The following is a 26,502-nucleotide window of genomic DNA, read 5'->3' as shown; positions in this document are numbered from 1 at the left end:
CCGGTCACGCTCTTGCATCCAGGCAAGTCGCCTCAACGCTGCAGCGGTAGCTTTTCTCCCGGCTACCGCTGGCGGTGACCTTGTCAATCGACCAGCGACCGCGCATGAAATCGGGCCAGGAAGGATCGAGCAGCACGATGCCCTCGGCGGACAGCCCCGGGTTACCCGGGCATTCGATCGTCACCTTGAGGGCCTCGCGCAGCATCCGGCGCACCTCGCCTTCGCCGGCGGCGCGGGCCTCTTCTGCGCTCTGGAAGCGCTGGCGCAGGGTCTTGAACGGCGCGATGCCGCTCTCCTCGACCCGCAGCTTGCCCGCCGCCGCATCCCACCAACAGGTCTTGCAACCCTCGTACTTCGCCCGCGCGGTTTCATCCAGCTTGGCCGAAATGAAAGCGTGGTCGCCCGGGCGGTTGTTCGTCGTCACCGACAGCCTTATCTCGGGCAGGACCTTGCCCGACAACGACTTCGCCTGACCGCGCCGGGCCAGCACATACAACTCGTTGACTGGTTTGGCCACAGCGTCATAACGATGGGCCAGGCGGGTCAGCAAGCCCATGTCGGTTTCGTTGGTTTGGTCAATGTGCTCGACTTTAATCAGCGAAAGCTCCGGCGCCACACGGGGCGAGAACCCGTGCCTGGACGTCAGCTCCCGAAACAACGCCCCCAGGGTCGTCGGGCCATGGCTGATGGATCGGCGCTGCTTGAAGCCCGTCTGGTCAGCCGCGCTGAACGGCGCCGCCATGGCCACCAGAACGAGTTGCAGAGGAAACAGCAACGGCGTGCGCCGAGTGATGACAAACTCGCCTTTGTCCACCAGCCCCGATTCAAGATAACCGACCCGCAGGCCGATTTTCCCGCCCAGGCTTGGCAACCCTTCGAGTCCGTCCAGGCTGATGGTGAGCGTCAATTGATCGGACTCGATCCCCGCCGCGTCGACGTGGCTCCAACCGAGCAGGCGTTCGTTGAGCAGCGCGGCGTTCGCACCATAAATTTCCACCGCAGGCGTGAAACCCAATGACATGTCGCCTCCTTAATCCCAGGCCGAAACCGGAGGGATCGCCACGGGCTTGAGATCCACTTCCGGCAGGACGATCCATACGCCCGCCGGCAATACCGGGCCCCATTGCGCCAACCCCGGATTGAGCAGCCAGAGCGCCTCCTCAACGAGGTCGTCACAGCGCTCAAGCTCGCGGTACAGCAACAGATTCACCGAATCACCGGCGATACTTCGAACCCTACGCATTGGCGAACTCCGTCAAATCAATCACCCAACCGACCACCATCGCCGTGCCATCGTCGATGACCTCGGTCTGGGTCTCCGACACCTTGTTGATCTGCCACAGCCCCCAGTTTCGACCGATGCCATCGACCAATGGCAAAGGGATGCGCAAGGCTTGCAGCGCTCGCAATTCATCGAGGCGATCCATGGCGGTCGCGTACATCGATTTGCCGGTGATCGTCAGCCCTTGCAAGCCTTGCCCGACCTGACTGGACCTTGGTTTGCTGGTGAGGATGTCGATGTTTTTCCAGCCACCGTCCGAGGTGCGAACCAGCGAGTGATAAGCGAAGTTGCGGGAGAGGCCGAAAATGAAATTGCCCAACGCCATTTGTTGACGCATCACGTACCTCCGTCCGTCAGGGCCGCGTCACTGCGCATGGCGAGTGAGTTGGGCATGAGTTGGAATTGGCTGCTGATTTGTTGCACCACCAGGTTCGCCAATTGGGCGGCACTGGCCTGATCCTGGCCGTTGATGTAGATGTTTGCGGTCAGGGTGTTTTGCTGGGTGGTTGCCTGGGTGCCGGCCAGGTCTTTGCTGACCTGCTCTGGGACGGCGAGCCTGTCGGCGGGCGTGGCGAGTTTGTCACCCAGCCAGGACCCCGCCTCCCTGCCCATCGAGCTTCCCGTCAGGCCGCCAACAAGCGCGCCGATCGCTCCACCGAGGACGGTGCCGATGCCCGGACCGAAAAAGGTGCCAATCGCAGCGCCTGCCGACGCGCCCGCCCAGCCGCCGCCAGCGGCCCCCAGGCCCTCTCCGATCATTCCGCCGTCCCCATTGATCGCGCCCTCGACGACCTCAGCGGCGGCACCTAAAACCATCGCTTTGGGCATTAAACGAGTCACCGTACGCAATGAACTGGTCACGCCTTGCAGGGAGCGGCCGCCGCTCACACCACCCTCGGCCTTCGCAGCGCTCGTCGGCTCCAAAATTCGCTTGGCAGCTCGACTGCCCAATTCATCCGTGAGGGCCTTGAGCAACGCCCCCACCAGCGGCTTGATCGCCGCGCCGACCAGCACAATGGCGGCGGCGGCTTTAGGTGAGGTTTCGGCCAACTCGCTCATGTCATCGTTCAACGACCCGAGCCATTGCAGCGAGCTGTCCACAACGGGTGTCACGGCATTGCCAGCGGCCGCCGACAAACGCTCATTGCTGGCGTTGAAGACGTTCCACCGACCTTGCTGGGTGTTCGACAACGCCAACGCATCCTGCCGCACCGAGCCCTTGTCACCCAATAGCGACGTGGCGTAGTGGGCCGGGTCTTTCACCTGCCAGAACGCTGCGTTCACATCGTCAAGCTTCTGCGCCATGCGTAGCACCGCTTGGTCGCTCACGCCAAACAGCGAAGCGGCGAGGTTCGGGCGCTGGTCCACAGGCTGCGCATTCAAGGCCGCCAATACCGACATCACCGTACCGGGCGCTGCGTCTTTGTCACGCAGCCCACTCGCCACTTCCTCTGGGTCAAGCCGCAACTGCTTCCAGGCTGCCTGCTCGGTCGCGGAGGCTTGATTGCCCTTGCCCAAAGCCTTCGCGAAGCTATCCAGCGCGGCGCCGGCTTCAGCTTGTTGCGAACCGGTGTTGAGCAACGCCGCCGTCAACGCTGCGGCTTGCGCTGGTTGCAAACCCGCCGAGGTCGCGGCCGCACCGTCACGCTGCAACACGGTACCGATCTCACTGGCTTTCGCACCGCCGGGGAGCTTGCCGAGGTGGTTGGTTGCATCCGCCAGGTCGAACGCTTTTTCAGCGCTGAGTTTCATGGCGGTGCGCCAGCCGAGCAGCATCTCGGCGGCTTCCATGGCCGGCATCTTGAATGTGGATGCCGTCACGCCTGCATCACTGGCAAAGCGCAACAGTGCCAATTGCCGGTCCGAGGCATTGGGCAGATCGCTGCTGATTCCCGCCCTGGCCGCCAGGCTTTCCATCCTCACGACATCAACCGCCGTGGTCCCGCCCGCCGCCACCAATGGCGCGCTGGCGATGCGCTGGGTGGGCTCAGCCATCTCGGCAATCTGGCGAGGGCCGAATTGGGTGGCCAGCTTCAGATCGGCAATGGCTGAATCCATCGCTATCGCGGGTTTCAGCAGTTCTGGTGGCTCAATACCGCCGGCCGGCTGACCCTTCGGTTCCTTGGCTGTCTCGCCCTTGGCGCCGGTTCCCATTGCCTGGGAAAACAATCGCTGCGCCGAAAGCTTGACGGTCAGCGACTCGATTGCCGTGGTCAGTCGGCCGAGCTTGAGCCCAAGGTTTTCCATCGCGAGGCTCAGTCCTGGCAGCCGATCCCCAGCGGAGATGATCACACTGCTCGCAGGGTTCGTATTTGAGGCCGCCGACCCACTCTCAGTGAAGGCTGCGTATCTGAGCGAATATCTATCGTCCGCCATCCCGCTCTACTCCAGTTTCACGCCAAGGCGAGTGATCGCGATGTCGTATCGGCGCAAGGCCTTGCCGGCGTCCCACTCCAGGATTTCCGCTTCACTTACCGAGTAAATGAGCGGCACCACATCGAGGATCACTTCGATGTCGCGCTCCGAAAGAAGTCCGCCGGTTTGTTTAAAAAATCGTCGATGCGCACCTGAAGTTGCGTCCAGTCAGGCACAGTCAGCGAGGCCAGATCGGGCAGCATCAGGCCGGTGCAATGAGCCGTGATGAACTCGGCGCGTTCCTTGGCCGTCTTCAGTTTCTTCATCGCCTTGGTGGCCCGCAGAACCGGCATTTCCAGGGTCAATGAGGTCAGGCTGCGGCCCGCGACGTCGAGTGGTTGCAGCAGCGGCATCTGGTCAGGATCGGCCTGTGGGTCATCCAGAAAATACGACGCCGGGCGCGTGGACATTTCGTGCACGTACTGGGCAATGCTCACGTAATCCGGACGCTTGAGCTGATCGAGCTCCTTGCCCGACAGGCCGGTGGCCAATTTGGCCAATTCGAAGAATTGCTCGTCTTCGTCATCGCCGGCACGGGCCAAGGCGTCTTTTTGCGCGGCGTAGTACAGCGGCCTGAGTTGCAGTTGCTCGAGCTGCGAACCATCGTCATCGGTGATCGGCGATAACAGCTCAAGGGTTGGAGGCATCCAGGACATAAAATCAATTCCTTGAAAAATCGGGGATCCCCTGTGGGAGCGAGCTTGCTCGCGATGGCGACGGTTCATTCAATATCAAGGTGTCTGACACTCCGCTATCGCGAGCAAGCTCGCTCCCACAGGGATTGCATCTAGCCGGCTGGCAACTGCTTAAGGCAGCAACACCGCACGACGCGCATCGCCAAGAATGTCGACGCCGTTGAGCACGAACTTCTGGGTGCGCACGTCGATGTCGATCACTGGGATGCCGTTTTCCAGGCGGCTGTAGGTGCGGCAGGACAGCTCCAGGGTGGTGGTGGGCGTCTCGTTCATTTTCAGGGCGGCTTCGTCGAGGGATTTCAACTTGCCGCCCACAGTGTGGTAGGTGAACCAGGTATTGCCGTCCTGATCCTGGCCCGCCTCGCGCACGTTCAGCAGGATGTCGTCTCCGACGCTCACGCCCAGCGCCAGCATGATTTCCGGGCCGACACCTTGCAGCACCAGTTTGGCTGTCAGCGCTTTGCCGCTCTTGGCCATTTCCTCGCCGATGAAGCGTCCGCCGCGCATTTCTTCCATTTCGAATTCAATTTTCGGCGGCGTGAATTCTTCCACGGTCGCCGACAACGGCAGGCCCTGCAGGGTGGCCGCAATGGCCTGTCTTACGCGGTTGGTAAACATTAGAGAACGTCCTCCAGAAACTGCTCGATGATTTCATCGCGGGCATTGAGTTGATAAATCATGTGTTCATTCGGCGCATAGCGGCCGTAGTCGATGACTACGTACCAGGTGCCGTTCTTGTACTTCTCGACGCTGTTCAGTTCCGGGTGCAGGTACACGCTGCCGCCAGGAATGGTTTCGTCGGCCACCAGGGTTTGCAGCCAGTCGTTGATGCGCTTGACCTCCTGGTCCATGAACGACTTGGTCAGGTTCTTGGCCATGGCTTTCTGGCCGGCCTTCACCAGCTTGCGGCTGATGGCGTCTTCCAGGCCGACGTAGCTGATGAACTTGCCGGTGATGGAACGGTTGCCCAGCAAAGAGAAGCCGCCGAGGATGGTGCGGGCGTAGTAGCTGACGCCGTAGCGGTTGAGCAGATCGCCTTCGGTGGAGGTGTCGAGGATGTTGTATTCGACGGTGCGGGAAACGTCCTCGGCGAAAGTCACCTGATTGCCCGGACTCTCCCACTGCTTGACCTTGGCAAGTGCGGCGATGGCCAGGCTCGACGGGGCCAGGAAGACGTTTTTCTTCGCCGCCTTGGAGTACACCGCCGGCATGTTGTGCACCACCAGGCAACGGTCGAAACCGAGGTCGGCGCCGCCCAACTCCTGGCTGTAGGTCACTTGATCAGCGACCGAGGCGTCCTTGCTATCCAGCACCACACGGGCCTTGATGCGCTTGCCGAACGAAGCGAACTCGCCGGCCACGGCCTTGGTGCCGGTGAAGCCCGGCGCGCCGATGATCGTCAGGTCTTCGGCCACGCCACTCAACGCGGCCAGGCCCAACTTGCGCCCGGTCTGCGCCTCGATGCCGCCGACTACATTGTTCTGCGTGTCGGCCAGTGTCGCGCCCTCTTCGACGATGACCACATACACCGGCACCTTGACCACTTTGAGGATCTGGTACACCGCGTGGAACAACGTCCCGGCCTCGGCACCGCTCGGGTCGAGCTGGGCTTGGGTGGTAAAACTGTTGATGCGAAACGGAGTATTTTTCGGAATCAGCGGGTTGGCATTCGGCGCGGTGCCGACCAGCCCGATGACGTTGTCCCCCAGGCCACCCATGGCCTCGGGAGATTCGGTGGCATTGACGGTGATGCCGTTGTGCTCGAAGTTCAAAACCTCAGCCATGGTTATTCAGCCTTTTTGGTGGTGGCCTTTTTGGCCGGGGTGGTTGTGGTGGCTTGCGTGTCAGAAGCCGGCTCCTGCGAATTCAGGACGCTGGTCAGTTCGAGGCGACCGGCACTGCGCAACGCGCTGGCCTGAACATCCAACAAATCCAACGTCTGGCCGACGCTCGACCAGTGCCCACCGCCGGTAGGAAATGGCAGCAGCACGGTGTATTGCTTACGAACGGGCATCTACGGTCTCTCCAGATGCGAAAAACACAAAAGCCCCATGGCGGGGCTTAGTGCAGGCGAAAAAAACCGCTCTCGCGGTCGTGGATTACTTGATGAAATCTGGCAGCACGGGCCAGAGCAGGCTGGACGGCTCCACATCCGTTTCGGGGATGTCTCGCAAGGCCTGGCGATAAGCCTTGATATCGGCGAGCTGGGTTTCTGTTGCGGGGAAGTCTGGTAATTGGGTGAAATCCGTGTCTCGCAACAGTTGATTACGGCGTGTGCGAATGGCGGCCCATTCGATTTCAGGCGACGGTACGGCAAGTGGAATTTCGGGTATGTCAATGTTGGACAGATCAGACATGTTCGTTCCTTAGCTGAAAATAACGGTTTCGGCCAGCGACAACCTGGTGACCAAGTCCCCAAGATTGAACAACCGACCATTGCCCACGCGCATGGTGTCAATGCGCACGGTGGTGTAATAAATGTTTGGAATCAGAATTCGCATGACGATATTGCCGTTAGTATCGACATAGATAGAAGGGGTCATGTTTCCAAAAGTCGAAGCGTTTTGCAGAACCCGAGTGGGCTGATAGCAATACCCCACCAACGTTTCGTCGATTATTTTTGCTGTGCCGTAGCTGTAACCCTTGATGTTGAACCAGAACATCTCCGAGTGAACATTGATGTTCAACGGCACTTTGAAATGCATATAGACATTCGCGCTGGCACCCAGGTTCGTCGATACAAAATCACCTTGAGCCGTGGCGCCATAGACACCACCAGTCCCATAGACATGGCCCTGCAGCACATTGCGACGAATCGTACCGAGCGCGCTTGGATCCCCTTCTACATCCTTCTGACTTCGCCATTCGTTGAACTGCGTCAGCGCCGTGGCCATGGTCGTGTTGATACTGCCGATTTTCCCATTGACCACCGAGGTCAAATTGTTGGCCGCTGATACCAGCGACGCGATAGTGGTTTCCAGACTCACATTCAGGTTCCTTGTGCTATTTGATTATTTGGCTTCGAGCGCCATTACCCGAAATATCAGGCCAACGTGCCGCGCCATGTTGTCGATATTAGCGGTAGCCAACGTGGCGATTTCTTCACTCAATAGAATGTTCAGGTTGTCGGACCCGACCACCACCGTGACGCTTTGCGCCGGCAATGGTGAAATATCCAGCGTGAACTTTTGCAAGACTCGCGCTGCAGCGGCTTTGTAGGTCAGCAGCTTCCCAGCCACCGAATACACCGCCAACAACGTGCCCGTGGAAAGATAAAAACCGAACTCGCCAATCTCATATTCATCCGCCCCCTCAAACAAAGCGGCCATTCGCAACTGCCCTGTATCCAGGCCTTCGTAATCCACGATTGGCACACGCTGTCGCTCATTGCGAAGCGCCGTTTCCGATCCGTTGGGATCGTAGCGGGCGGTGCCAGCTCCAATGTGAGTGATCTCACCTTTCAAGCCTTGGTTCTTTGCCTGCAGCACTTCGGCCAGGCCGGCGGAAGTGAAACGAACCAAGCGCGTAATGTCTTCTGTCATGGCTGCGCCCTGAGGTCGTAATCGTTAATGGTGTAGGGTTGGAAAAAGCTGGTGCTGATAAGTCGTGCATCAAGATCAAGTGCTGGCAGCGCCCCCCACAGAAACAGCTCTGCTTCGCTCAATGCTCCATGGGGAGCTGACGCGAGCGCCAGACTGCCCCTCGTTTGATGTACAAGCGTGATAGTGGCCTGGTCGCGCTCGCTCTTGGCGGCATTGATGCGCCGTATCAAGCGATTGTGGTCGCCGCTGGACCAGCTCTGGCCGATGATCGCTTGCACATCAAAGGTGTAGGGATGTGTAGGAGGTTGCTGCTCATACCAGGCGACAACATGGGGTATAAACCCCATGGACTCGACGGCATGACTCAGGGCTCGACGCGTACCAGCCTGACGCTGGATCTGCCAGGACAACGAAACGGTCAAGCGCTTTTCCAGGTCGTCGGCTCCTGTGTCCCATTCACTGACCCCACGATCCGCCCCCAAATACGGCAGGAACGCCAAAGGCGTGGCCGCCGGGTTCATCAACTCGGGAAACGGCGGATCGATGCGTTCCAGCAATTGGGCAAACCCAAGATCCAGCGCCCGCTCCAGCGGTGAACTGTTGACCGGCAGCAGGCTCGGTCGAGATGTGTCGTCGCTCATAACGTATCCACCTCGACCTCGACGCCCGTGCAGTACGGCGCCTGGAAAGCCGTCGTCACGATCGGCACAAGCGGTTCGAGAATCTGCAGTTGAACCGCGCCGGCGCTGTGCAGCGTGTAGTCAATCCAGCTCGGGTCCACCCGACCTTCCAGGCGATGGCAGGCCTCGGCGTATTCCTGCAGTTGCCGCTGTGCAGCAACCTGGGTCAGGCCCGAGTCAGGGCCGGGATTGATCTTCGCCACGACGCGGATCTTGTAGCTCTCGATCTGCGCGGGTTGGACGATGACCCGGTCCGTTTCCGGTCGTACATCCGGTCGGGCGAAGTGCTCGCGAACACCGTCGAGCAGCCCTTCGGATGGCGTTCCATCGCCGTCGCGGGACAGCACCGTGACCGTGACTTCGCCGGGCGCGGTGCGGCGTCCGTTGCCGTCCTTGATCTGGGCGGCGTAGCTGTCCGGGTCGAAGGTGTACGTGACCGTCACCACACCCGCCGAAGCGCTTTCAACCTTCACGACGGGGCGTTGCCCCAGGGTGAAAATTTCCCGTCGATATTGCATGCGCGAGCCAGCCGCCGGGGCATGGGGCGCCAGGTAGTAGCGCAGCCGCGCATCGTCATCGCTCTCGTAGACCGGGGGAACGGGCGGGAATGCCGCCGGATCGCCCGGGTCGAGCAACTGGCGTTCAAGACCCATGTCCGCGAGGCGAGCATCGAGGTTGGTGCCGGTGGCCCACCACGCCAGCATCTGCTTGATGCGGGCGTTGTATTTGCGCTCGTGGGTTTGCAGCCGGACACAGAACGCCTCGAGGGCCAGGGTCAGCAGTTCGCTTTCGTTTTCGAGGCTGTCCACCAGTTTTGCGGCGCTTGCGGGAGAGCGTGCCGCGACATACTCCACCACGAAGGTCTTGAATTCTGCGAGCAGATCCTCGAATGCCTCGACGGTGACGATGGCCGGTTCGGCCAGTTGGTTCTGGCCGGGTATCAACATGCTCATGCCACCACCTCGAAAGTCTGTTTGCGGTTTCTCCAGGTGCCGGCGAAACGCAGCAGCAATCCCGCACCGTGCCGGCTGGCAACGATGACCTGCGGCTCGAAATCATCGATACCGTTGTGCGGGTTGTAGAACGCTTGGGCCGCATGGCTCTGGGCGAGGATCAGCAGGTCGTCACCGAGGTTCTGCCCCAGTAACTGCGTGAGTGCGCAGCCATACAACGGACGCTTCTGACGAGTGCCCAACGGCGTGGTCAAGGCACGGGTAGCGCGCTGCACGAACTGCAGCCAGTCGTCGACCGTGGCGCCGGTATTTCGATCGATTCCAATCATGGGGAAATCTCTTATGCGGTACTGATGACGCGTCCCTGGTGATCCACCACCGGGCCGCTCAGGTGCACACCCGACGCGTCGAGGCGAATGCCAACAGCGCCCAGTTGCAACTCGATGGTTTGCGGCGTCATCACCAAACTGGATGGGCCAATGTTCAACCGGAGGGATTCGCGGGAACCGCTGAATGCCGCCGGACCGTTGTTCCAATGCAGGACATGGCTGGCGTGGTCGTAGCCGTTTTCCGCGCCGTCCTGATAGAGGCGACGCGTCAGCGAAGCCTGGGTCGAGACGGGCGGAAACTGACCACCGTTAAGGCCGAACAGCGCCACCGCTTGGCCACCGCCGTCGCCGCCGCCATGGTTGAGCAACAGGCACTGCTCGCCCACGGACGGAATCCGCGACTCGCTCTGGGCGCCGGCGCTCGGGTTGAAGAAGCGGATCGCCGGTGTCAGCAGCCCGCCATGGCTGACCTTGCAGGTATTGGTGGCGGCATCGACTTCCTGACACACACCGATGCGACAGAAACTTTCCGCACGCCGATGCAGGTCTTCGAGCTCGGTTTCCATTTGCGCCAGACGCTCGATGATCGGCCCCAGATGCATCCGCAACAGCGCATCAAACATGGTTCAACCCTCGAGTGCTGTGTATTGATCTGGGTCGTCGATGCTCGAGACTTCCCAGGTTCGCGCGAATTTCGGAATGCCCAACGGGTCATCCAGCAGCGTTGGCCCCAGGTACAGGGCCTGGCTGAAAGAAAGGGTCCAGGCGGTGTATTGCCGCGCCGGATGGATGAATGTAGACGGGAGGCCATCGAGCTCCGTCGGCAGGTCGCATTGATCACCGGACAGCCCCCAGCGGTTATCCATGACCAATTGCTTCAGCTCTGCGGCCAAATCGCAGGCGTCCCATCCCGGAACGGCCATGACCACCTGCAAAGACACCGTCAGCACATGGGCGATACGCCCGTCGTTGGCGCGAAGGCCGGACGCATCGCGCTCAATGGCGATCAGCACCCAAGGTTGGTCGTCGGTGCCGTCGAATTCTTGGGGGCTGCCGATCTTCAAGGCGGGATAAGTGGCGCGCAGCGTCTGGGCAATGGCGAAGAACAGCTGCGACGGTTTTTCGATAAGGACGGGCATTGATCGCCTCCTTTATTTTGGATCAGCGAGGACGATTCACGGCTGGTCGGGAGGAATGTCCCGCGGTGGCACTTCGCAGACGCCAATCCGCTTGGCGACCCAGCGTTCATAGAGACCGATCGCCACATCGGCACCGGCCATGGCGGTCAGGCAACCCAGGGCACAAGCGCTCCAGATCGACATCCCGAGGGCGTACAAAAGCATCGTTGCCGATACGCCGCAGACCACGCAGGCACCGGAGCGCAGAACCACGCGGCGCAGCAACGGCCAGCCACGGGCTCCCTCCTTGTCGGCGCGCCACATCTCGCCGGACACCCCGCCCACCAGGGCGAGCACGATGACCAGCCAGATCGGCATGTCCAGCAACGCTTGTTGCTCGTTTGTCATGTCAGGCTTCCTGGGGGTGAGTAATGAGCGTTTGGAGACAGGCGACGTTCTACAGTCGCTCAACGATGACGTTGTCGATGAAAGCGAAGTTGACGTAAGGATTCTGTTCGTTGGAGAAGGCCAGGGTTGTTTGAGTGGTGACCGCCGTAAAATCCAAGGTCATGGTGGCCCATTCGACCACACTGCCTCGGGCTACTGGCGTATTGAATGTTGCGGTTTGCCCGGCGACTTTCACTTGGATAACACCTTCCCCAGAGCGATTGGCGTAAACCGAATTACCTGCGCTGAAGGTCAAGCGATATTTAGCACCGGCCACCGTGGCGAAGTTCTGTTGAATCCCACCTCCGTTGCTATAAACGCTGTTAGCCAAATCGACAATCACCACACCTGCCGGCGCTACGGAACCACGGATCGAAGCGGCGACATTGAAGTACTCCGCCCCAGACAGGAAGGTTGTCCAACCGGTGATGAAATCGGCCTGTCCCGTCCTATTCAACACACAACTGTCAGCGCAGCCCGGCTGTTCAAAGCTGCCGTTGACCAAAAGATTGGCCGCCGTGGCGTTGCCCGTTGCGCTGAATAGCGTGAAGGCCAGCAGGAATGGAGCAATGGTTTTTTTAATAGAGTTCATGGTGATACCTATTGAGTCGAATGATTGTTCGCGAAGGACTGTCATTGGGTACGGCATGCAGGGACTATCCCGCACGCTGTTCGCTCGCTGGCGTTCACTCGAAGCTCAACGGCCTTCACATGATTCAACGTCCCGCATCGGGAACACTTGATCTGGAGTTCGGTGTTCTCGCCCATCCGGGCCAGAAGTTTTTTACAGTGACCGCATCTGAAATCCTTCAGCATCGAAAGCCCTCCCATTGGCGGCGGTTTGAAGTGCCTCGCGGCACAGGCATTCCAAAAAGCCCGGTTACCCAGGCTTTTCAGTAATGCGCTTGATCTTTCGGCGCGACTGGCGCGGTACGGATCCATTCAAATTGTTTTTCCGGCCGCGGTCCCTGCCCGCCGGATAACTGCTTCTGGTGCTTTACGCTGCACACCCGGGCCAGTTGCCAACCCTCTGAACCGTTAAGGCCGGTTCATCGCTGCCTGTTGGTGGAACTAAAGAGCTTTGTTGCCAGCCGCTTTGTCGAGCGGCTTGGACACAGAATATGCATGGATGCATATACAGTCAATGCGTAAATGCATTTATTTATGCATGGCAAATGCATGAACGCATGAATCCCGCAGAAACACTGAGGGTTGCCAGTTTTCAGGAGGCGAAAAAAAACCCGCGCGGCGGCGGGTTTTATCTGACAGCGGAGGGGTTAACGGGCGTACATACCCCACCAGAAGACGTGACCGAGGATGACGATCTGCTCGTCCTGCATTTCCTGGAACGTGTAGTCCTCATCCGGATGTTCATCGCGGTTGAAGCTGCGCAGACGAATGCCAGTGGGCAAGCGGTATAGCTGTTTCACCCGCAGTTGGCCGTTGTGGTTGATGGCGTAGAGGTCACCGTCGACAATATCGCCGATCCCGCATTTGCCCGCGTTCACCCCAACCGTGGCGCCGTCACGCAGCACCGGCAACATGCTGTTGCCGCGTACCGTCACACACTTGGCCTGGTCGAACTGCACGCCGTTGTGGCGCAGGCTGCGCTTGCCGAAGCGCAGGCTGGAGCGCTCGCTTTCCTCGATGACGAATCTTCCTGATCCAGCAGCCAATTCAACCTCACGCAGAAAAGGAACGGACACCTCGTCTTCCTCGACGGGTGTGTCATCGTCCCACAGGCTTATGTCCTTGAGTTCGGAATGCGGCTCGTCGCGGCGGGCATTGCCGGCGGGCACAACGTCCGCGCGCCCGCGCAACTGGTCGGTGCTCACGGAAAAATATTCGGCGATCTTCGAGATGTGTTTATCCGAAGGGTCGACGATCTTGCCGCTGAGGATCCGCGAGAGGGTGGACTGAGGCACGCCGGTACGCCGGTGAAGCTCCGTGGGGGAGATCCCGTGCTGATCGAGCAATACTCTTAATACAGTAGAAACGTTGCGTTTTTGCATAACGCGCATAATGCTTGTTCTTTTGGCGGAAGACAAATGCTGATTTGCATAAATATGCAATTCCAGCGTCGCGCATTTCTTGTGGCGAGGGAGCTTGCTCCCGCTTGAGTGCGAAGCGCTCACAAGAAGGGTCTGCTGCGCAGCCCAGCGGGAGCAAGCTCCCTCGCCACGGAATTCTTCCTACAAGCCCTTGGGAAAAGGCTTCAAAGGCGTCCTTCAAATGTGCGACGCAAGGCTACGTTTCCTTGCGCCTCTGCCTACAAATACGCCAGAATCCGCCGGCTTGTGCGCCTTGGATCCCATCGGTACTTTTGATCTCGTCACTGCTCATCAGTGATCGGGTTTAGTCGCTCGGTATTCCAAGGTGCTCATTGCTCCATTCAGTCAGGTCCTTCTATTCCTGTACTCAATGGTGGCTGTGCGCAGGGCGCCCTCGGGCGCGCCGGTTCCTTGGATCCCCGGTCGACTAACCTGCGTACAGCTGCCACCCCTCGTTTAGTCGCGAGTGAGTGGTGGCTCAACTTCAAGGATCCAATAGAATGCCGAAGAACACTCCAAATCCCCCAGACGATCACATCTCCCGCAGCCAATCGGCCAACGCCAAGAAACTCGACGGCGCGACCACCCGCGCCCTGGACTATTACCTCAAGCCGAAAACCGACAAAGAAACCGCTGACACACCCGACACCCTTTTCATCATCGCCCCCAACGTCGACGCCGAATGCCTGCTCGCCAACCTCAGCGAAACCCTGGCCTCGGCCAACGCCATGGTCAGCGACCTGGCATTCGACCTGAAGGGCTCGCGGCGGAATATCCTGCTGGGGGTTCAACAGATGATAGAGCTGAGCCAGTTGCTGGCGAACCGGGCGTTGGATGTGGTTGAGGTGAGGTAAACAGGTCCCATTAAGCAGAAACATAAATGGCCGTATGTATAGCCATAGTGTTCACTTAAGAAAACGAAGAGCTTGTTGGGGGAGTTCGCTCCGCTGGGCTTGGGAGCCCTCCTTTTTTGTGTGCACTCCGCACTCAAGCAGAAGCAGGCTCCCTCGCCACCGCTTCACCGATTTCCATCATGGACAGCACTGGACACCAATAGGTCGCTTGAGTCCGGGTCAAACACAGGAATATTAAAAAGGATTAGATTAATGACGGAGGATGCCAACACTCGCAATCAGGAAGTGGCTTTAGCAGATCGAACCGTTTATGAAGACGCATTGCGCTTCGCTCGATCCAATAAAAAAGCAATCGCAAAACGACTTACAGATAAGGAGCTTTATCCACCAGAAGAAGCGCCGGTATCAGTTTTCATGGCGGGTTCCCCTGGCGCAGGTAAAACCGAGGCCTCAATAGCTTTGGTGAATCTCTTTGCGGATACCGCCATTCTACGGATAGATGCTGATGAGCTGCGAAGTGAGTTTCCAGCTTATACGGGAACAAATTCGTGGCTTTTTCAGGGTGGGGTTTCGATTCTGGTCGACAAAATCCTCGATTTCGCATTGGATCAAAGGCAATCGTTTATCCTTGACGGGACGTTTTCCAACATAGATGTTGCAAGACGGAACGTCGACCGCTCATTGAAAAAAGGCTGATTCATACAAATTTTGTATGTCTATCAATCACCTGTGCTTGCCTGGGGGTTTGTCAACGCTCGTGAGGCGGCCGAGGGTAGGAGGATTCACAAAGAGCATTTCATCCAGCAATACTTCGCAGCACGTGACGTCGTGAACGCGCTTAAGCTAGAGTATCAAGGTGATGTCCATGTAGATCTGTTGCTCAAACATATCGACAATTCGGGACGACTTTACAAGGCTGGTGTCGATAAGATTGACTACCATATCCCTGAGCAACACACGCGGGCGGACCTAGAGGCCATGCTCGGAGCACCATCAGGAGGGCACCTATGATTTCGATCAAGCTTGGCTTGTCCAAAGGAACCAAGAGCACCTTCGCCGATTTTATTCGTAACGCGAAATCGGACCAAAAGAAGCGTGTTTATAGCGAGGTTTTGACGGAGGCTACCAAGCAGCAAACCCTAGTCATGATGCAGGCCGAGGCGAAACGAGCCTGATGTCAAGACTGGAACGAAGCCCGACCATGTGTCGGGCTTTTTGTTGCCTGGTTTCATACCTCAGGCATATTTCCGCGCCGCATCTAGAAGCGATATCGGAAGGAAGAAGCCCAGCTTCACCAACATCGAAGCACTCATCCCTGGGTAGCACCAGACCGCCCATGTTAACCTTGCGCCCATCGCGGAAAAGCCGGGCCGATGCCCCTCCTTTTGCCTACACCTTTCAACGAGCTTTGCCTGACCCCAATGAATACAGCCGTGAACGACCTGTCCTCCCACACGCCGATGATGCAGCAGTACTGGCGCCTGAAGAACCAGCACCCCGATCAGCTGATGTTCTACCGCATGGGCGACTTCTACGAGATCTTCTACGAAGATGCGAAGAAAGCCGCCAAGCTGCTGGACATCACCCTGACGGCGCGTGGGCAATCGGCGGGCATGGCGATTCCGATGTGTGGGATTCCTTACCACGCAGCGGAAGGTTATCTGGCGAAGCTGGTCAAACTCGGCGAGTCCGTGGTGATTTGCGAGCAAGTCGGCGACCCGGCCACCAGCAAAGGGCCGGTGGAACGCCAGGTCGTGCGGATCATCACGCCCGGCACGGTCAGTGACGAAGCCTTGCTGGACGAGCGTCGGGACAATCTGATTGCTGCAGTCCTGGGCGACGAGCGCCTGTTCGGTCTGGCGGTGCTGGACATCACCAGCGGCAATTTCTCGGTGCTGGAAATCAAGGGCTGGGAAAATCTGTTGGCGGAGCTGGAACGGGTCAACCCGGTGGAGCTGTTGATTCCCGACGACTGGCCCAAAGACCTGCCGGCGGAAAAACGCCGTGGCGTACGTCGTCGGGCACCGTGGGACTTCGAGCGCGATTCGGCGTTGAAAAGTCTTTGCCAACAGTTCGCCACGCAAGACCTCAAGGGCTTTGGTTGCGAAAACCTGACCCTGGCCATCGGCGCTGCCGGTTGCCTGCTGGCCTACGCCAAGGAAACCCAGCGCACCGCCCTGCCCCACTTGCGCAGCCTGCGTCACGAACGCCTGGATGACACCGTGGTGCTGGACGGCGCGAGTCGACGCAACCTGGAGCTGGACACCAACCTGGCCGGCGGACGCGACAACACCTTGCAGTCGGTGGTCGATCGCTGCCAGACCGCCATGGGCAGCCGCCTGCTGACCCGCTGGTTGAACCGTCCGCTGCGGGACCTGACGGTACTGACAGCGCGCCAGTCTTCCATTACTTGCCTGCTGGACCGTTATCGCTTCGAGCAGTTGCAACCGCAGCTCAAGGAAATCGGCGACATCGAGCGGATCCTCGCTCGCATTGGCCTGCGCAATGCCCGTCCCCGCGACTTGGCGCGCCTGCGCGACGCCCTCGGCGCGCTGCCGGAACTGCAAGTGGCGATGACCGACCTCGAAGCACCGCACCTGCAACAACTGGCGCGCACCACCAGCACCTACCCGGAACTGGCCGCGCTGTTGGAAAAAGCAATTATCGACAATCCGCCGGCGGTGATCCGTGACGGTGGCGTGCTGAAAACCGGCTACGACGCCGAGCTCGACGAACTGCAATCGCTGAGCGAGAACGCCGGCCAGTTCCTGATCGACCTCGAAGCCCGGGAAAAAGCCCGTACGGGCCTCGCCAACCTCAAGGTCGGCTACAACCGCATCCACGGCTACTTCATCGAACTGCCGAGCAAGCAGGCCGAGCAAGCCCCGGCCGATTACATTCGCCGCCAGACCCTCAAGGGCGCCGAGCGTTTCATCACTCCGGAGCTCAAGGCGTTCGAAGACAAGGCGCTGTCGGCCAAGAGCCGCGCCCTCGCCCGGGAAAAAATGCTCTACGAAGCCCTGCTCGAAGACTTGATCAGCCAGCTCCCGCCGCTGCAGGACACCGCCGCCGCCCTGGCTGAACTGGACGTGTTGAGCAACCTGGCCGAACGCGCGTTGAACCTGGACCTGAACTGCCCGCGCTTCGTCAGCGAACCGTGCATGCGCATCAGCCAGGGTCGTCACCCGGTGGTCGAGCAAGTACTGACCACGCCGTTCGTGGCCAACGACCTGAGCCTGGACGACAATACCCGCATGCTGGTGATCACCGGCCCGAACATGGGCGGTAAGTCCACCTACATGCGCCAGACGGCATTGATCGTGCTGCTGGCCCACATCGGCAGCTTCGTGCCGGCGGCCAGCTGCGAACTTTCCCTGGTGGACCGCATCTTCACCCGGATCGGCTCCAGCGATGACCTGGCGGGTGGGCGTTCGACGTTCATGGTGGAAATGAGCGAAACCGCTAACATCCTGCACAACGCCACCGAACGCAGCCTGGTGCTGATGGACGAAGTCGGCCGGGGCACCAGCACCTTCGACGGCCTGTCCCTGGCCTGGGCTGCCGCTGAACGCCTGGCTCAACTGCGCGCCTACACGCTGTTCGCCACGCACTACTTCGAATTGACCGTACTGCCGGAAAGCCAACCGCTGGTAGCAAACGTCCACCTCAACGCCACCGAGCACAACGAACGCATCGTCTTCCTGCATCACGTGTTGCCCGGCCCAGCCAGCCAGAGCTACGGGTTGGCGGTGGCGCAGCTGGCCGGCGTGCCGAGCGATGTCATCACCCGCGCCCGCGAGCACCTGAGCCGCCTGGAAACCACCAGCCTGCCCCACGAAGTACCCCGCCCGACCAAAGGCAAACCGGCCGCGCCGCAGCAAAGCGACCTGTTCGCCAGCCTGCCCCATCCGGTGCTGGATGAACTGGCCAAGGTTGACCTGGACGACCTGACGCCACGCCGTGCACTCGAATTGCTTTATACATTGAAGACACGGATCTAACGCACAGGCTTTCAAGCTGTTAGAATCTCGCGCGGTTTGGGATGCTGCTGCCTATTAGCCTGGGTTTGCAGACTATCGCTCCCGAACCCCGCGACCCCTACCGTGAAGGGGCTTCGCCGCAGCCGCCTGAGGAGAGAATTAGAAATGACCTTCGTCGTCACCGACAACTGCATCAAGTGCAAGTACACCGACTGCGTAGAAGTGTGTCCGGTGGACTGCTTTTACGAAGGCCCGAATTTCCTGGTCATTCACCCGGACGAGTGCATCGACTGCGCCCTGTGTGAACCGGAATGCCCGGCGAATGCCATTTTCTCGGAAGACGAAGTGCCAGCTGGCATGGAGAACTTCATCGAGCTGAACGCTGAATTGGCGGACATCTGGCCGAACATCACCGAAAGGAAAGACGCCTTGCCGGACGCTGAAGAGTGGGATGGCAAGCCAGGCAAGATCGCAGACCTCGAGCGCTGATCTTTCCCGCGTCACCAAAGGCCCCTTGCGGGCCTTTTTGCTGGTTGAAACAAAATCGCAGGCAAAAAAAAGGGGCGGTTTGACCCGCCCACATTTTTTCCCTAATCCCTTTAATCCTATTCATCGTCCTGATGAATCGCATCCTGCGATATCCTTTCCTTCCCATCATCCTTGACAGGTGTGTCTGTCCGTCGACACAGGACTGATATTAGTGTTTTCCCATTTCCGTGCAATGGCCCGCAGGCGTCTTCCTGCCCTCTGTAACAGTCCGTTCACAGAAACTTATCTTGTTTAAAAACAACTAGTTAACTATTTTTCACCGCATTCGTTAGTCATCTGTCCCATTGAAGGAAAACCGAACGCTTACGTAACAGTAGGCAAAGGCTTACAAACTGAAACTACAAAATGGGTAGGACTGGAAAATCAAATGGCCCAGAAACGCAAAAGCCCCGAACCAGTCGGGGCTTTCTCTGCTGCGCTTGGTGAGTGTTATTGAAACAACGATTCGCTCGACAGGCCATTTTTCTCCAAGATCTCCCGGAGGCGCTTGAGGCCTTCGACCTGGATCTGCCTCACCCGCTCCCGAGTCAAACCAATCTCCAGGCCGACATCTTCCAGCGTGCTGCTTTCATGGCCGCGCAAGCCGAAGCGGCGAATCACCACTTCCCGTTGCTTGTCCGTAAGCTCCGAGAGCCACTGGTCGATGCTCTGGGACAAATCGTCATCCTGGAGCAACTCGCATGGATCGGTGGGACGGTCATCGGTCAGGGTATCGAGCAGCGTCTTGTCAGAGTCCGGCCCCAGGGAAACGTCCACCGACGAAACCCGCTCATTGAGCCCAAGCATGCGCTTGACCTCACCCACAGGTTTTTCCAGCAGGTTGGCGATTTCTTCAGGTGAAGGTTCGTGGTCCAGCTTCTGGGTCAGTTCACGGGCAGCCCGCAGATAGACATTCAACTCCTTGACCACATGGATCGGCAGCCGAATGGTCCGGGTCTGGTTCATGATCGCCCGTTCGATGGTCTGGCGGATCCACCAGGTCGCGTAGGTCGAGAAACGGAAGCCGCGCTCGGGGTCGAATTTCTCGACAGCGCGAATCAGCCCCAGGTTTCCCTCTTCGATCAGGTCCAGCAGCGAAAGCCCACGATTGACATAACGTCGGGCGATTTTCACCACCAGGCGCAGGTTGCTTTCAATCATGCGTTTTCGACCGGCCGGGTCGCCACGTTGCGACAGGCGCGCAAAATGAACTTCTTCCTCGGGGGAGAGCAGCGGCGAGAAACCGATTTCGTTGAGGTACAGCTGAGTGGCGTCCAGCGCCCGGGTGTAGTCGATGTACTTATGTTGTTTAAGTGAAGCGGAGTGTTTGGATTTGGCACGAACGGAAGGTGGAGTCGCCCCTTCATCATTCGACATCGAATCCATAGCGATGCCGGTCTCCATAAGGAGAACCTCATCGTCGATGTCAAACTCCGGCACTTCTTTACTGAGAGCCATTGTTATAGTCCTTTGGTGAGTTCGACCTCAAGCTCGAGCGACGCCTTTATCCTTGGCAACGCTGGAGCCTGTTCCCTCTACGTGACGGAACAGGCTGACAACCGAATCAACGACGTGGCAGGAATTGCAGCGGATCTACAGGTTTACCTTGTCGGCGAATCTCAAAATGCAGCTTCACCCGGTCTGTACCCGTTGATCCCATCTCGGCAATTGCCTGTCCGACCTTGACCTGCTGCCCCTCCCGAACCAACAGCCTGCGGTTGTGACCGTAGGCACTGACGTAGGTATCGCTGTGTTTGATGATCACGAGTTCGCCGTAGCCCCTCAAACCACTCCCGGCGTACACAACCATGCCATCAGACGCGGCTAAAACAGGCTGTCCCAAATCCCCGGCGATATCAATTCCTTTATTCAAACTACCGTTTGAAGAGAATTTTCCAATGAGAACGCCATTAGAAGGCCATCCCCAGCCAGTCGGGGCGGGGCCTGCAGGAGGCATCGGAGCAGGGGCCGGCTTGTTCGCGACGGACGGTACAGCCGCCGGCGCGGGACCCGCCGGACGACGGATAACCGTGGTTTTGCTAGAGGAAGAAGGTGTGGAACCGGACTGGGTGACGACCGCCGTAGGCGTTGAACCGCTGCGCCCGTCAAAGCGAATTGTCTGACCTGGGTGGATCGTATAAGGCGCAGGAATGTTGTTCCGGGCCGCGAGGGCTTTGTAGTCCCAGCCGTAGCGAAAAGCGATGGAAAACAGCGTATCGCCACGCCGGACTACATACTGGCCGGTCGTGACCGTTGGCCGTTGCGGTGTCGCATTGTTGCGATCGACCACTCGGACGTTACCCGAAGGCGTGCTGGAACAACCGACCAGCAAGGTACCCAAGAGAAGGCCAGTCACCAGGCGCTTTAAGCTCGTGATACCCATACGCTGCGCAATGACTGTGAGACTCACCCGCCGCTCCCTTTGTGGTGGCTGAAGAAATTCGAAACTGCCTGTCCAGGCAGACATGTTGCCCTATGGCTCGCCGACATTGCGCGTCTATAAAGGAAGCGCAATGGCCGCCCGCACACGTTTGCTCGACGCTGTTTAACGTTATCTGGCAAACCGAAGCCCGGCGAACGGGTGCTGCCGTAAGACACAGTCCGTGTCCTGGAATTCAGCATCCGATCACAAATGCTCAGGCCAACGGCCCGTTGAGCAACGGTACGAAACGCACCGCCCCGAGGACGTGTCGTGAAAAACCGTGCTCTTCGCGCACAATCAACATCAGCTGCTGGACTTCACCCGCACCGACCGGAATAACCAGTCGTCCGCCCGGAGCAAGCTGATCCAACAAGGCCTGGGGGACGTCTGTGGCCACCGCCGTGACAATAATGCCGTTATAAGGCGCCAACGCTGGCCAGCCTTCCCAACCGTCTCCCCAGCGAAATACCACGTTGCGAAGATTCAATTCCACGAGACGTTCCTTGGCGCGATCTTGCAGCACCTTGATCCGCTCCACGGAAAACACACGTTCCACCAACTGCGACAACACGGCGGTCTGATAGCCCGAACCCGTGCCGATCTCCAGCACCTTGTCCAGCGGCCCAGCCTCCAGCAGCAGCTCGCTCATGCGGGCCACCATATAAGGCTGGGAAATGGTCTGGTTATGGCCGATCGGCAACGCCGTGTCTTCATAGGCGCGATGGGCCAGCGCCTCATCGACGAACAGGTGACGCGGCGTGCGACGAATCACCTCCAGCACCTGGGCATTCGACAGCCCTTCTTCGTAAAGCCGCTGGATCAACCGTTCCCGGGTGCGCTGGGAGGTCATGCCAATTCCCCGGCGCAGCATATCGTCTTGTTCACGTGACATCAGTGCAGCCCCTCCAGCCAGCCTTCGAGATGCCTGAAGGCATCGTTGAAGGTTCGATCCAGCTGCAACGGCGTGATCGAGACGTAGCCCTGCATGACCGCATGGAAGTCCGTGCCAGGCCCGCCATCTTCGGCGTCGCCGGCGGCCGCGATCCAGTAGCCGGCCTTGCCGCGCGGATCGACGACATGCATCGGTTTGGCCGCGCGGGCACGATGGCCCAGGCGAGTGAGCTGGATGCCACGGATATGGTCTAGCGGCAAATTCGGGATGTTCACGTTCAGCACCGTGCGCGGCGGCAGGTCCAGTTCGCCGTGGGCCTCCACCAGCTTGCGGGCGAAGTAGGCGGCGGTAGGCAAGTTGTCGACCTGCCGTGAAACAAACGAAAAGGCAAATGAGGTGTGGTTCAGGAAACGACCTTCCAGGGCCGCGGCAACCGTACCCGAATACAGCACATCGTCCCCCAGGTTTGCCCCCAGGTTAATACCTGAGACCACCATGTCCGGCTCGCGCTCCAACAGGCCATTCAGGCCCAGGTGCACGCAATCGGTCGGCGTACCGTTGAGGCTGATGAAACCATTGTCCAGGTAGCAAGGATGCAACGGACGATCGATCGTCAGCGAACTGCTGGCGCCGCTTTTGTCCTGGTCCGGGGCGATCACCACGCACTCGGCAAAATCCGCCAGCGCAGCATAAAGCGCGGCAAGACCGGGTGCTGTCACCCCGTCGTCGTTAGAAATCAGAATACGCATGGGTTGTCCGTCTGCCCTGCAGGCACCAGATCGACGAGTTCGCGCACCAAGACAGTGGCGAAACATCCGGCCGGCAGGACGAATTCCAATTGCAGAATGTCCAGCGAGGGATAATGCCACGACAGCCCGCCAATGGGCAGCCGCAGGATGCGACGTTCGTGACTCATCCCCGCGTTTATCAACCAGTCGCGCAGGTCCGCCTCGCTCTGGGCGACGGCCTGCTCTAATTCAAAGACCACGCCAGCGGCGGGTGAAGGGCCTTCGCCCCATTGGGGACCGGTCGGGTGCAGATCGAGAATCGCCAGGCGCGGATCGCTGCATTCAGCCTCCCCGGCCGGGAAAAAACTGCGGCTGTCGGTGAAAGCCAGCAGATCGCCCACCTGGGCGTGTTGCCAGGTACCGTCGGCCACTCTGGCCGCCAGCACTTTGTTGAAGAGAAAACTGCGGGCCGTCGACAGCAGGCGTGAACGCACGTTGCGCTGTTCCGGCAAGGCTTTGCGCGCCGCCCATGCACGAGCATCGACAACATTGCCACCTTCGTGGCCGAAGCGCTGGGCGCCGAAATAGTTAGGGATGCCCTGGCGAACAATTTGTTGCAGGCGTGCCTCGATCGCCGCTTTGTCGCCTGTGAACTGGGTCAGGCGCAAGGTAAAACCGTTGGCCGAGTGCGCACCGCGCTGCAGCTTGCGCCTGTGGCGGGCGGTCTTGAGGATTTTCAGGGTGTCGTTTTCGGCCGCCGACAGGTCCGGGTCGGCCTTGCCTGGCAATTGCACGCTGAACCACTGACGAGTCAGTGCCTGGCGATCCTTGAGTCCGGCGTAGCTGACCGTGCGCAGCGGCACGCCGGCGGCCTTGGCGATACGCCGGGCAGCCTCCTCGGTGTTCAAACCGCGTTTTTCCACCCAGATCCACAAGTGCTCTCCATCGCCGGTCAACGGAATGTCGAGCACTTCATCGACCTGGAAATCCTCCGCCGTGGCTTTCAGTACCGCGCTGCCCAACGACTCGCCATAGGCCCGTGGCCCCAGTAGTTCAAGTTCGGTCATGAGCGCAACAACAAGGCAACGGAATGGACGGCTATGCCTTCTTCCCGACCGACGAAGCCCAGCTTCTCGGTGGTGGTGGCCTTCACGTTCACCTGGTCCAGGTCTACCTGGAGATCTTCGGCAATCCGCTGGCGCATCGCTTCGATGTGCGGCGCCATCTTTGGCGCCTGGGCAACGATGGTGTTGTCGACGTTGCCCACTTTCCAGCCTTTGGCATGGATCAAGGAAACCACGTGACGTAGCAGCACACGGCTGTCGGCGCCCTTGAATCGCGGGTCGGTGTCAGGGAAATGCTTGCCGATATCGCCCAGGGCGGCAGCGCCGAGCAAGGCATCGCTCAAGGCGTGCAGCAACACGTCACCATCAGAATGCGCAAGCAGCCCGAAGCCGTGTGCGATCCGCACGCCGCCCAGAGTAATGAAGTCGCCTTCAGCAAAACGGTGAACATCGTAGCCGTGGCCAATACGCATAAAAAAAACGCCCCGATTTTTGTCAGGGCGTGATTCTACCTGCATTAGCCGTTCAGGGCGCGTGCATGATGTTGCAAGTGTTCATCGATGAAGCTGGCAATGAAGAAGTAGCTGTGGTCATAGCCGGGTTGCAGCCGCAGTTCCAACGGGTGATCGGCCGCCTTGGCCGCCTGTTGCAAGGCTTCGGGCTTGAGCTGGTTGGCGAGGAAATCATCGCGATCACCCTGGTCCACCAACAGCGGCAGCTTTTCTCCCGCTTCGGCGATCAACGCGCAGGCATCCCATTCGCGCCATTTCGAACGGTCTTCCCCAAGGTAGCGGGCGAACGCTTTCTGTCCCCACGGGCAATCCATCGGATTGTTGATCGGAGAAAAGGCCGACACCGAACGGTAACGCCCGGGGTTGCGCAAGGCGCAGACCAGCGCGCCATGACCGCCCATGGAATGACCGCTGATGCCACGCTTATCCGAAGCCGGGAAATGCGCTTCTACCAACGCCGGCAATTCCTGCACGACATAGTCATGCATCCGATAGTGTCGCGCCCAAGGATCCTGCGTGGCGTTCAGATAGAACCCTGCCCCCAGGCCGAAGTCCCACGCACCGTCCGGATCACCGGGCACTTCGGCGCCACGGGGGCTGGTGTCCGGCGCGACGATGATCAAGCCCAACTCGGCGGCCATGCGCTGGGCACCGGCCTTTTGCATGAAATTTTCGTCCGTGCAGGTCAAACCGGACAACCAATACAACACCGGCAACTTACCGCCCTGCTCCGCTTGCGGCGGCAGATACACGGCGAAGACCATGTCGCAACCCAGCACTTCGGAACGGTGCCGGTAACGCTTGTGCCAGCCGCCGAAGCTCTTCTGGCAGGAAATGTTTTCCAGGCTCATGACCGACCTCAGAAATGAATAACGGTACGGATGCTCTTGCCTTCATGCATCAAGTCGAATGCCTTGTTGATGTCCTCCAGGCCCATGGTGTGAGTGATGAAGGTATCCAGCGGGATCTCGCCCTTTTCAGCCATGTCCACGTAGCTCGGCAGTTCGCTGCGACCGCGCACGCCGCCAAACGCCGAACCGCGCCAGACGCGTCCGGTTACCAGTTGGAACGGACGGGTGGCGATCTCCTGGCCGGCCCCGGCCACGCCGATGATCACCGATTCGCCCCAACCTTTATGGCAGCATTCCAGGGCGGCACGCATCAACTGCACATTGCCGATGCACTCGAAGGAAAAGTCCACGCCGCCGTCTGTCATGTCGACAATGACTTCCTGGATCGGACGGTCGAAATCTTTCGGGTTGACGCAATCGGTGGCGCCCAGCTGCTTGGCGATTTCGAACTTGGCCGGGTTGATGTCGATGGCGATGATGCGCGCGGCCTTGGCCTTCACGGCACCGATCACGGCCGAAAGCCCGATACCGCCCAGGCCGAAGATCGCCACGGTGTCACCCGGCTTGACCTTGGCGGTGTTCAACACGGCGCCGATGCCGGTGGTAACGCCGCAACCCAGCAGGCAGACCTTTTCCAGGGGCGCATCTTTCTGGATCTTCGCTACGGAGATTTCCGGCAGCACGGTGTATTCAGAGAACGTCGACGTACCCATGTAGTGGAAAATCGACTCGCCCTTGTAGGAAAAGCGCGAAGTACCGTCCGGCATCAGGCCTTTGCCCTGGGTGGCGCGGATGGCCTGGCAGAGGTTGGTCTTGCCCGACTTACAGAATTTGCACTGGCCGCACTCCGGGGTGTACAGCGGGATCACATGGTCACCCACCGCCACCGATGTCACACCCTCGCCGATGGCTTCGACAATGGCGCCGCCTTCATGGCCAAGAATCGAGGGGAAGATCCCTTCCGGGTCAGCGCCGGACAGCGTGTAGGCATCGGTGTGACAAACGCCCGAAGCCACCACGCGCAACAGCACTTCGCCCGCCTTGGGCATGGCCACGTCGACTTCAACGATTTCCAGGGGTTTCTTGGCCTCGAAGGCAACGGCAGCGCGTGACTTGATCATCCGGATACTCCAGCAAAATAAAACGAGACAGGGAGTGT

General features: G+C 59.4%; 32 protein-coding genes and 1 pseudogene. 5 read left to right on the top strand and 28 right to left on the bottom strand.

Features of this window, described 5'->3' with window-relative positions; all coding sequences use genetic code 11:
• Positions 1-4: 4 nt before the first annotated feature.
• The 20 genes from J3P92_RS06220 to J3P92_RS06125 all read right to left on the bottom strand — a co-directional run bounded on the left by J3P92_RS06220 (position 5) and on the right by J3P92_RS06125 (position 13,473).
• Entirely contained in the window at positions 5-1,021 is a 1,017-nt protein-coding gene (locus J3P92_RS06220; protein ID WP_434562582.1) for a phage late control D family protein, read from the bottom strand.
• 9 nt (positions 1,022-1,030) lie between these two features.
• Complete coding sequence (locus J3P92_RS06215) at positions 1,031-1,243, bottom strand: tail protein X (RefSeq protein WP_420764276.1); 213 nt, start codon at positions 1,241-1,243, stop codon at positions 1,031-1,033.
• A complete protein-coding gene (locus J3P92_RS06210; protein WP_420764275.1) occupies positions 1,236-1,619 on the bottom strand; it encodes a phage tail protein in 384 nt (127 codons plus the stop codon). Before J3P92_RS06210 ends, J3P92_RS06215 begins: the two co-directional genes overlap by 8 nt.
• Positions 1,619-3,529 (bottom strand): phage tail tape measure protein, encoded by a 1,911-nt coding sequence (locus tag J3P92_RS06205; RefSeq protein WP_434650116.1) that lies wholly within the window; start codon positions 3,527-3,529, stop codon positions 1,619-1,621. The genes J3P92_RS06210 and J3P92_RS06205 overlap by 1 nt, the downstream gene beginning before the upstream one ends.
• A gap of 257 nt (positions 3,530-3,786) precedes the next feature.
• A complete protein-coding gene (locus J3P92_RS06200; protein WP_434609873.1) occupies positions 3,787-4,353 on the bottom strand; it encodes a phage tail assembly protein in 567 nt (188 codons plus the stop codon).
• Between the two features lie 150 nt (positions 4,354-4,503).
• The gene (locus tag J3P92_RS06195; RefSeq protein WP_420764272.1) at positions 4,504-5,010 is read right to left on the bottom strand and encodes a phage major tail tube protein; all 507 of its coding nucleotides are present in this window, start codon (positions 5,008-5,010) and stop codon (positions 4,504-4,506) included.
• Positions 5,010-6,176 carry a phage tail protein gene (locus J3P92_RS06190; protein WP_434650115.1) on the bottom strand — a complete coding sequence of 389 codons (1,167 nt, stop codon included), beginning with the start codon at positions 6,174-6,176 and terminating at the stop codon, positions 5,010-5,012. Before J3P92_RS06190 ends, J3P92_RS06195 begins: the two co-directional genes overlap by 1 nt.
• Positions 6,177-6,178: 2 nt before the next feature.
• Positions 6,179-6,406, bottom strand: a complete 228-nt coding sequence (locus tag J3P92_RS06185; protein WP_434609869.1) for a hypothetical protein — start codon at positions 6,404-6,406, stop codon at positions 6,179-6,181.
• A gap of 85 nt (positions 6,407-6,491) precedes the next feature.
• Positions 6,492-6,749, bottom strand: a complete 258-nt coding sequence (locus J3P92_RS06180; protein ID WP_434650114.1) for a tail fiber assembly protein — start codon at positions 6,747-6,749, stop codon at positions 6,492-6,494.
• A gap of 9 nt (positions 6,750-6,758) precedes the next feature.
• Positions 6,759-7,379, bottom strand: a complete 621-nt coding sequence (locus J3P92_RS06175; RefSeq protein ID WP_434609865.1) for a hypothetical protein — start codon at positions 7,377-7,379, stop codon at positions 6,759-6,761.
• 24 nt (positions 7,380-7,403) lie between these two features.
• The gene (locus tag J3P92_RS06170; RefSeq protein WP_434650113.1) at positions 7,404-7,934 is read right to left on the bottom strand and encodes a hypothetical protein; all 531 of its coding nucleotides are present in this window, start codon (positions 7,932-7,934) and stop codon (positions 7,404-7,406) included.
• On the bottom strand, positions 7,931-8,575 hold the full coding sequence (locus J3P92_RS06165) for a phage tail protein I (RefSeq protein WP_434609861.1): 645 nt from the start codon (positions 8,573-8,575) through the stop codon (positions 7,931-7,933). Before J3P92_RS06165 ends, J3P92_RS06170 begins: the two co-directional genes overlap by 4 nt.
• Complete coding sequence (locus J3P92_RS06160) at positions 8,572-9,567, bottom strand: baseplate J/gp47 family protein (protein ID WP_434650112.1); 996 nt, start codon at positions 9,565-9,567, stop codon at positions 8,572-8,574. The genes J3P92_RS06165 and J3P92_RS06160 overlap by 4 nt, the downstream gene beginning before the upstream one ends.
• Positions 9,564-9,896, bottom strand: coding sequence for a phage baseplate protein (locus tag J3P92_RS06155; protein WP_420764265.1), 333 nt, complete (start codon positions 9,894-9,896; stop codon positions 9,564-9,566). Before J3P92_RS06155 ends, J3P92_RS06160 begins: the two co-directional genes overlap by 4 nt.
• A gap of 11 nt (positions 9,897-9,907) precedes the next feature.
• Entirely contained in the window at positions 9,908-10,519 is a 612-nt protein-coding gene (locus tag J3P92_RS06150; RefSeq protein ID WP_434609857.1) for a phage baseplate assembly protein V, read from the bottom strand.
• 3 nt (positions 10,520-10,522) lie between these two features.
• Positions 10,523-11,035, bottom strand: coding sequence for a hypothetical protein (locus J3P92_RS06145; protein WP_434650111.1), 513 nt, complete (start codon positions 11,033-11,035; stop codon positions 10,523-10,525).
• A gap of 36 nt (positions 11,036-11,071) precedes the next feature.
• Positions 11,072-11,422, bottom strand: a complete 351-nt coding sequence (locus J3P92_RS06140) for a phage holin family protein (protein ID WP_434650110.1) — start codon at positions 11,420-11,422, stop codon at positions 11,072-11,074.
• Between the two features lie 49 nt (positions 11,423-11,471).
• Positions 11,472-12,053: a DUF642 domain-containing protein gene (locus J3P92_RS06135; RefSeq protein WP_434650109.1), complete on the bottom strand. Its 582-nt coding sequence runs from the start codon at positions 12,051-12,053 to the stop codon at positions 11,472-11,474.
• 41 nt (positions 12,054-12,094) lie between these two features.
• Entirely contained in the window at positions 12,095-12,277 is a 183-nt protein-coding gene (locus tag J3P92_RS06130; RefSeq protein WP_434651105.1) for a Com family DNA-binding transcriptional regulator, read from the bottom strand.
• Between the two features lie 461 nt (positions 12,278-12,738).
• Positions 12,739-13,473: a LexA family transcriptional regulator gene (locus J3P92_RS06125; RefSeq protein WP_434651103.1), complete on the bottom strand. Its 735-nt coding sequence runs from the start codon at positions 13,471-13,473 to the stop codon at positions 12,739-12,741.
• 539 nt (positions 13,474-14,012) lie between these two features.
• On the opposite strand from J3P92_RS06125, the gene J3P92_RS06120 reads away from it, so the two are divergent.
• From J3P92_RS06120 to fdxA, 5 genes and pseudogenes are all read left to right on the top strand, one after another.
• On the top strand, positions 14,013-14,366 hold the full coding sequence (locus J3P92_RS06120; RefSeq protein WP_434650108.1) for a DUF6124 family protein: 354 nt from the start codon (positions 14,013-14,015) through the stop codon (positions 14,364-14,366).
• A gap of 252 nt (positions 14,367-14,618) precedes the next feature.
• Positions 14,619-15,377: pseudogene (locus tag J3P92_RS06115) on the top strand (zeta toxin family protein).
• On the top strand, positions 15,374-15,541 hold the full coding sequence (locus tag J3P92_RS06110) for a hypothetical protein (protein WP_434650107.1): 168 nt from the start codon (positions 15,374-15,376) through the stop codon (positions 15,539-15,541). The pseudogene J3P92_RS06115 and the gene J3P92_RS06110 overlap by 4 nt, the downstream one beginning before the upstream one ends.
• 258 nt (positions 15,542-15,799) lie before the next feature.
• Positions 15,800-18,367, top strand: a complete 2,568-nt coding sequence (gene mutS / locus J3P92_RS06105; RefSeq protein WP_420764259.1) for a DNA mismatch repair protein MutS — start codon at positions 15,800-15,802, stop codon at positions 18,365-18,367.
• Between the two features lie 144 nt (positions 18,368-18,511).
• Positions 18,512-18,835, top strand: a complete 324-nt coding sequence (gene fdxA, locus J3P92_RS06100) for a ferredoxin FdxA (protein ID WP_065886008.1) — start codon at positions 18,512-18,514, stop codon at positions 18,833-18,835.
• Positions 18,836-19,324: 489 nt separating this feature from the next.
• Here the strand turns inward: fdxA and rpoS are convergent, their stop codons facing one another.
• The 8 genes from rpoS to J3P92_RS06060 form a co-directional block, all read right to left on the bottom strand.
• Positions 19,325-20,332 carry an RNA polymerase sigma factor RpoS gene (gene rpoS / locus J3P92_RS06095; RefSeq protein ID WP_420764258.1) on the bottom strand — a complete coding sequence of 336 codons (1,008 nt, stop codon included), beginning with the start codon at positions 20,330-20,332 and terminating at the stop codon, positions 19,325-19,327.
• A gap of 106 nt (positions 20,333-20,438) precedes the next feature.
• On the bottom strand, positions 20,439-21,284 hold the full coding sequence (locus J3P92_RS06090) for a peptidoglycan DD-metalloendopeptidase family protein (RefSeq protein ID WP_434650106.1): 846 nt from the start codon (positions 21,282-21,284) through the stop codon (positions 20,439-20,441).
• 226 nt (positions 21,285-21,510) lie between these two features.
• A complete protein-coding gene (locus tag J3P92_RS06085) occupies positions 21,511-22,146 on the bottom strand; it encodes a protein-L-isoaspartate(D-aspartate) O-methyltransferase (protein WP_161796107.1) in 636 nt (211 codons plus the stop codon).
• Positions 22,147-22,187: 41 nt separating this feature from the next.
• Positions 22,188-22,937: a 5'/3'-nucleotidase SurE gene (surE, locus tag J3P92_RS06080; protein ID WP_420764256.1), complete on the bottom strand. Its 750-nt coding sequence runs from the start codon at positions 22,935-22,937 to the stop codon at positions 22,188-22,190.
• Entirely contained in the window at positions 22,925-23,983 is a 1,059-nt protein-coding gene (gene truD, locus J3P92_RS06075) for a tRNA pseudouridine(13) synthase TruD (protein ID WP_434650105.1), read from the bottom strand. The genes surE and truD overlap by 13 nt, the downstream gene beginning before the upstream one ends.
• On the bottom strand, positions 23,980-24,453 hold the full coding sequence (gene ispF, locus J3P92_RS06070; protein ID WP_434562553.1) for a 2-C-methyl-D-erythritol 2,4-cyclodiphosphate synthase: 474 nt from the start codon (positions 24,451-24,453) through the stop codon (positions 23,980-23,982). Before ispF ends, truD begins: the two co-directional genes overlap by 4 nt.
• A 44-nt stretch (positions 24,454-24,497) precedes the next feature.
• A complete protein-coding gene (fghA, locus tag J3P92_RS06065) occupies positions 24,498-25,343 on the bottom strand; it encodes an S-formylglutathione hydrolase (RefSeq protein WP_434562551.1) in 846 nt (281 codons plus the stop codon).
• Positions 25,344-25,351: 8 nt separating this feature from the next.
• Positions 25,352-26,464: an S-(hydroxymethyl)glutathione dehydrogenase/class III alcohol dehydrogenase gene (locus J3P92_RS06060; protein WP_434609841.1), complete on the bottom strand. Its 1,113-nt coding sequence runs from the start codon at positions 26,462-26,464 to the stop codon at positions 25,352-25,354.
• Positions 26,465-26,502: the final 38 nt, after the last annotated feature.

The organism is Pseudomonas sp. D3-27 (assembly GCF_051132165.1).
In the GTDB taxonomy this organism is placed as follows: Bacteria; Pseudomonadota; Gammaproteobacteria; order Pseudomonadales; family Pseudomonadaceae; genus Aquipseudomonas.
Note: the sequence above shows the minus strand (reverse complement) of the source record. Positions and strands in the feature narration are given on the sequence as shown.

Coding starts and splice junctions, on each gene's coding strand:
- J3P92_RS06120 (WP_434650108.1), top strand. CDS start 14,013: ATGCCGAAGAACACTCCAAATCCCCCAGACGATCACATCTCCCGCAGC.
- J3P92_RS06085 (WP_161796107.1), bottom strand. CDS start 22,146: ATGACCTCCCAGCGCACCCGGGAACGGTTGATCCAGCGGCTTTACGAA.
- J3P92_RS06165 (WP_434609861.1), bottom strand. CDS start 8,575: ATGAGCGACGACACATCTCGACCGAGCCTGCTGCCGGTCAACAGTTCA.
- J3P92_RS06135 (WP_434650109.1), bottom strand. CDS start 12,053: ATGAACTCTATTAAAAAAACCATTGCTCCATTCCTGCTGGCCTTCACG.
- J3P92_RS06190 (WP_434650115.1), bottom strand. CDS start 6,176: ATGGCTGAGGTTTTGAACTTCGAGCACAACGGCATCACCGTCAATGCC.
- ispF (WP_434562553.1), bottom strand. CDS start 24,453: ATGCGTATTGGCCACGGCTACGATGTTCACCGTTTTGCTGAAGGCGAC.
- truD (WP_434650105.1), bottom strand. CDS start 23,983: ATGACCGAACTTGAACTACTGGGGCCACGGGCCTATGGCGAGTCGTTG.
- J3P92_RS06170 (WP_434650113.1), bottom strand. CDS start 7,934: ATGACAGAAGACATTACGCGCTTGGTTCGTTTCACTTCCGCCGGCCTG.
- fdxA (WP_065886008.1), top strand. CDS start 18,512: ATGACCTTCGTCGTCACCGACAACTGCATCAAGTGCAAGTACACCGAC.
- J3P92_RS06140 (WP_434650110.1), bottom strand. CDS start 11,422: ATGACAAACGAGCAACAAGCGTTGCTGGACATGCCGATCTGGCTGGTC.
- J3P92_RS06185 (WP_434609869.1), bottom strand. CDS start 6,406: ATGCCCGTTCGTAAGCAATACACCGTGCTGCTGCCATTTCCTACCGGC.
- surE (WP_420764256.1), bottom strand. CDS start 22,937: ATGCGTATTCTGATTTCTAACGACGACGGGGTGACAGCACCCGGTCTT.
- J3P92_RS06155 (WP_420764265.1), bottom strand. CDS start 9,896: ATGATTGGAATCGATCGAAATACCGGCGCCACGGTCGACGACTGGCTG.
- J3P92_RS06210 (WP_420764275.1), bottom strand. CDS start 1,619: ATGCGTCAACAAATGGCGTTGGGCAATTTCATTTTCGGCCTCTCCCGC.
- J3P92_RS06125 (WP_434651103.1), bottom strand. CDS start 13,473: ATGCAAAAACGCAACGTTTCTACTGTATTAAGAGTATTGCTCGATCAG.
- J3P92_RS06200 (WP_434609873.1), bottom strand. CDS start 4,353: ATGTCCTGGATGCCTCCAACCCTTGAGCTGTTATCGCCGATCACCGAT.
- J3P92_RS06110 (WP_434650107.1), top strand. CDS start 15,374: ATGATTTCGATCAAGCTTGGCTTGTCCAAAGGAACCAAGAGCACCTTC.
- J3P92_RS06160 (WP_434650112.1), bottom strand. CDS start 9,567: ATGAGCATGTTGATACCCGGCCAGAACCAACTGGCCGAACCGGCCATC.
- J3P92_RS06180 (WP_434650114.1), bottom strand. CDS start 6,749: ATGTCTGATCTGTCCAACATTGACATACCCGAAATTCCACTTGCCGTA.
- J3P92_RS06215 (WP_420764276.1), bottom strand. CDS start 1,243: ATGCGTAGGGTTCGAAGTATCGCCGGTGATTCGGTGAATCTGTTGCTG.
- fghA (WP_434562551.1), bottom strand. CDS start 25,343: ATGAGCCTGGAAAACATTTCCTGCCAGAAGAGCTTCGGCGGCTGGCAC.
- rpoS (WP_420764258.1), bottom strand. CDS start 20,332: ATGGCTCTCAGTAAAGAAGTGCCGGAGTTTGACATCGACGATGAGGTT.
- J3P92_RS06130 (WP_434651105.1), bottom strand. CDS start 12,277: ATGCTGAAGGATTTCAGATGCGGTCACTGTAAAAAACTTCTGGCCCGG.
- J3P92_RS06060 (WP_434609841.1), bottom strand. CDS start 26,464: ATGATCAAGTCACGCGCTGCCGTTGCCTTCGAGGCCAAGAAACCCCTG.
- J3P92_RS06150 (WP_434609857.1), bottom strand. CDS start 10,519: ATGTTTGATGCGCTGTTGCGGATGCATCTGGGGCCGATCATCGAGCGT.
- J3P92_RS06205 (WP_434650116.1), bottom strand. CDS start 3,529: ATGGAAAACCTTGGGCTCAAGCTCGGCCGACTGACCACGGCAATCGAG.
- J3P92_RS06195 (WP_420764272.1), bottom strand. CDS start 5,010: ATGTTTACCAACCGCGTAAGACAGGCCATTGCGGCCACCCTGCAGGGC.
- J3P92_RS06220 (WP_434562582.1), bottom strand. CDS start 1,021: ATGTCATTGGGTTTCACGCCTGCGGTGGAAATTTATGGTGCGAACGCC.
- J3P92_RS06145 (WP_434650111.1), bottom strand. CDS start 11,035: ATGCCCGTCCTTATCGAAAAACCGTCGCAGCTGTTCTTCGCCATTGCC.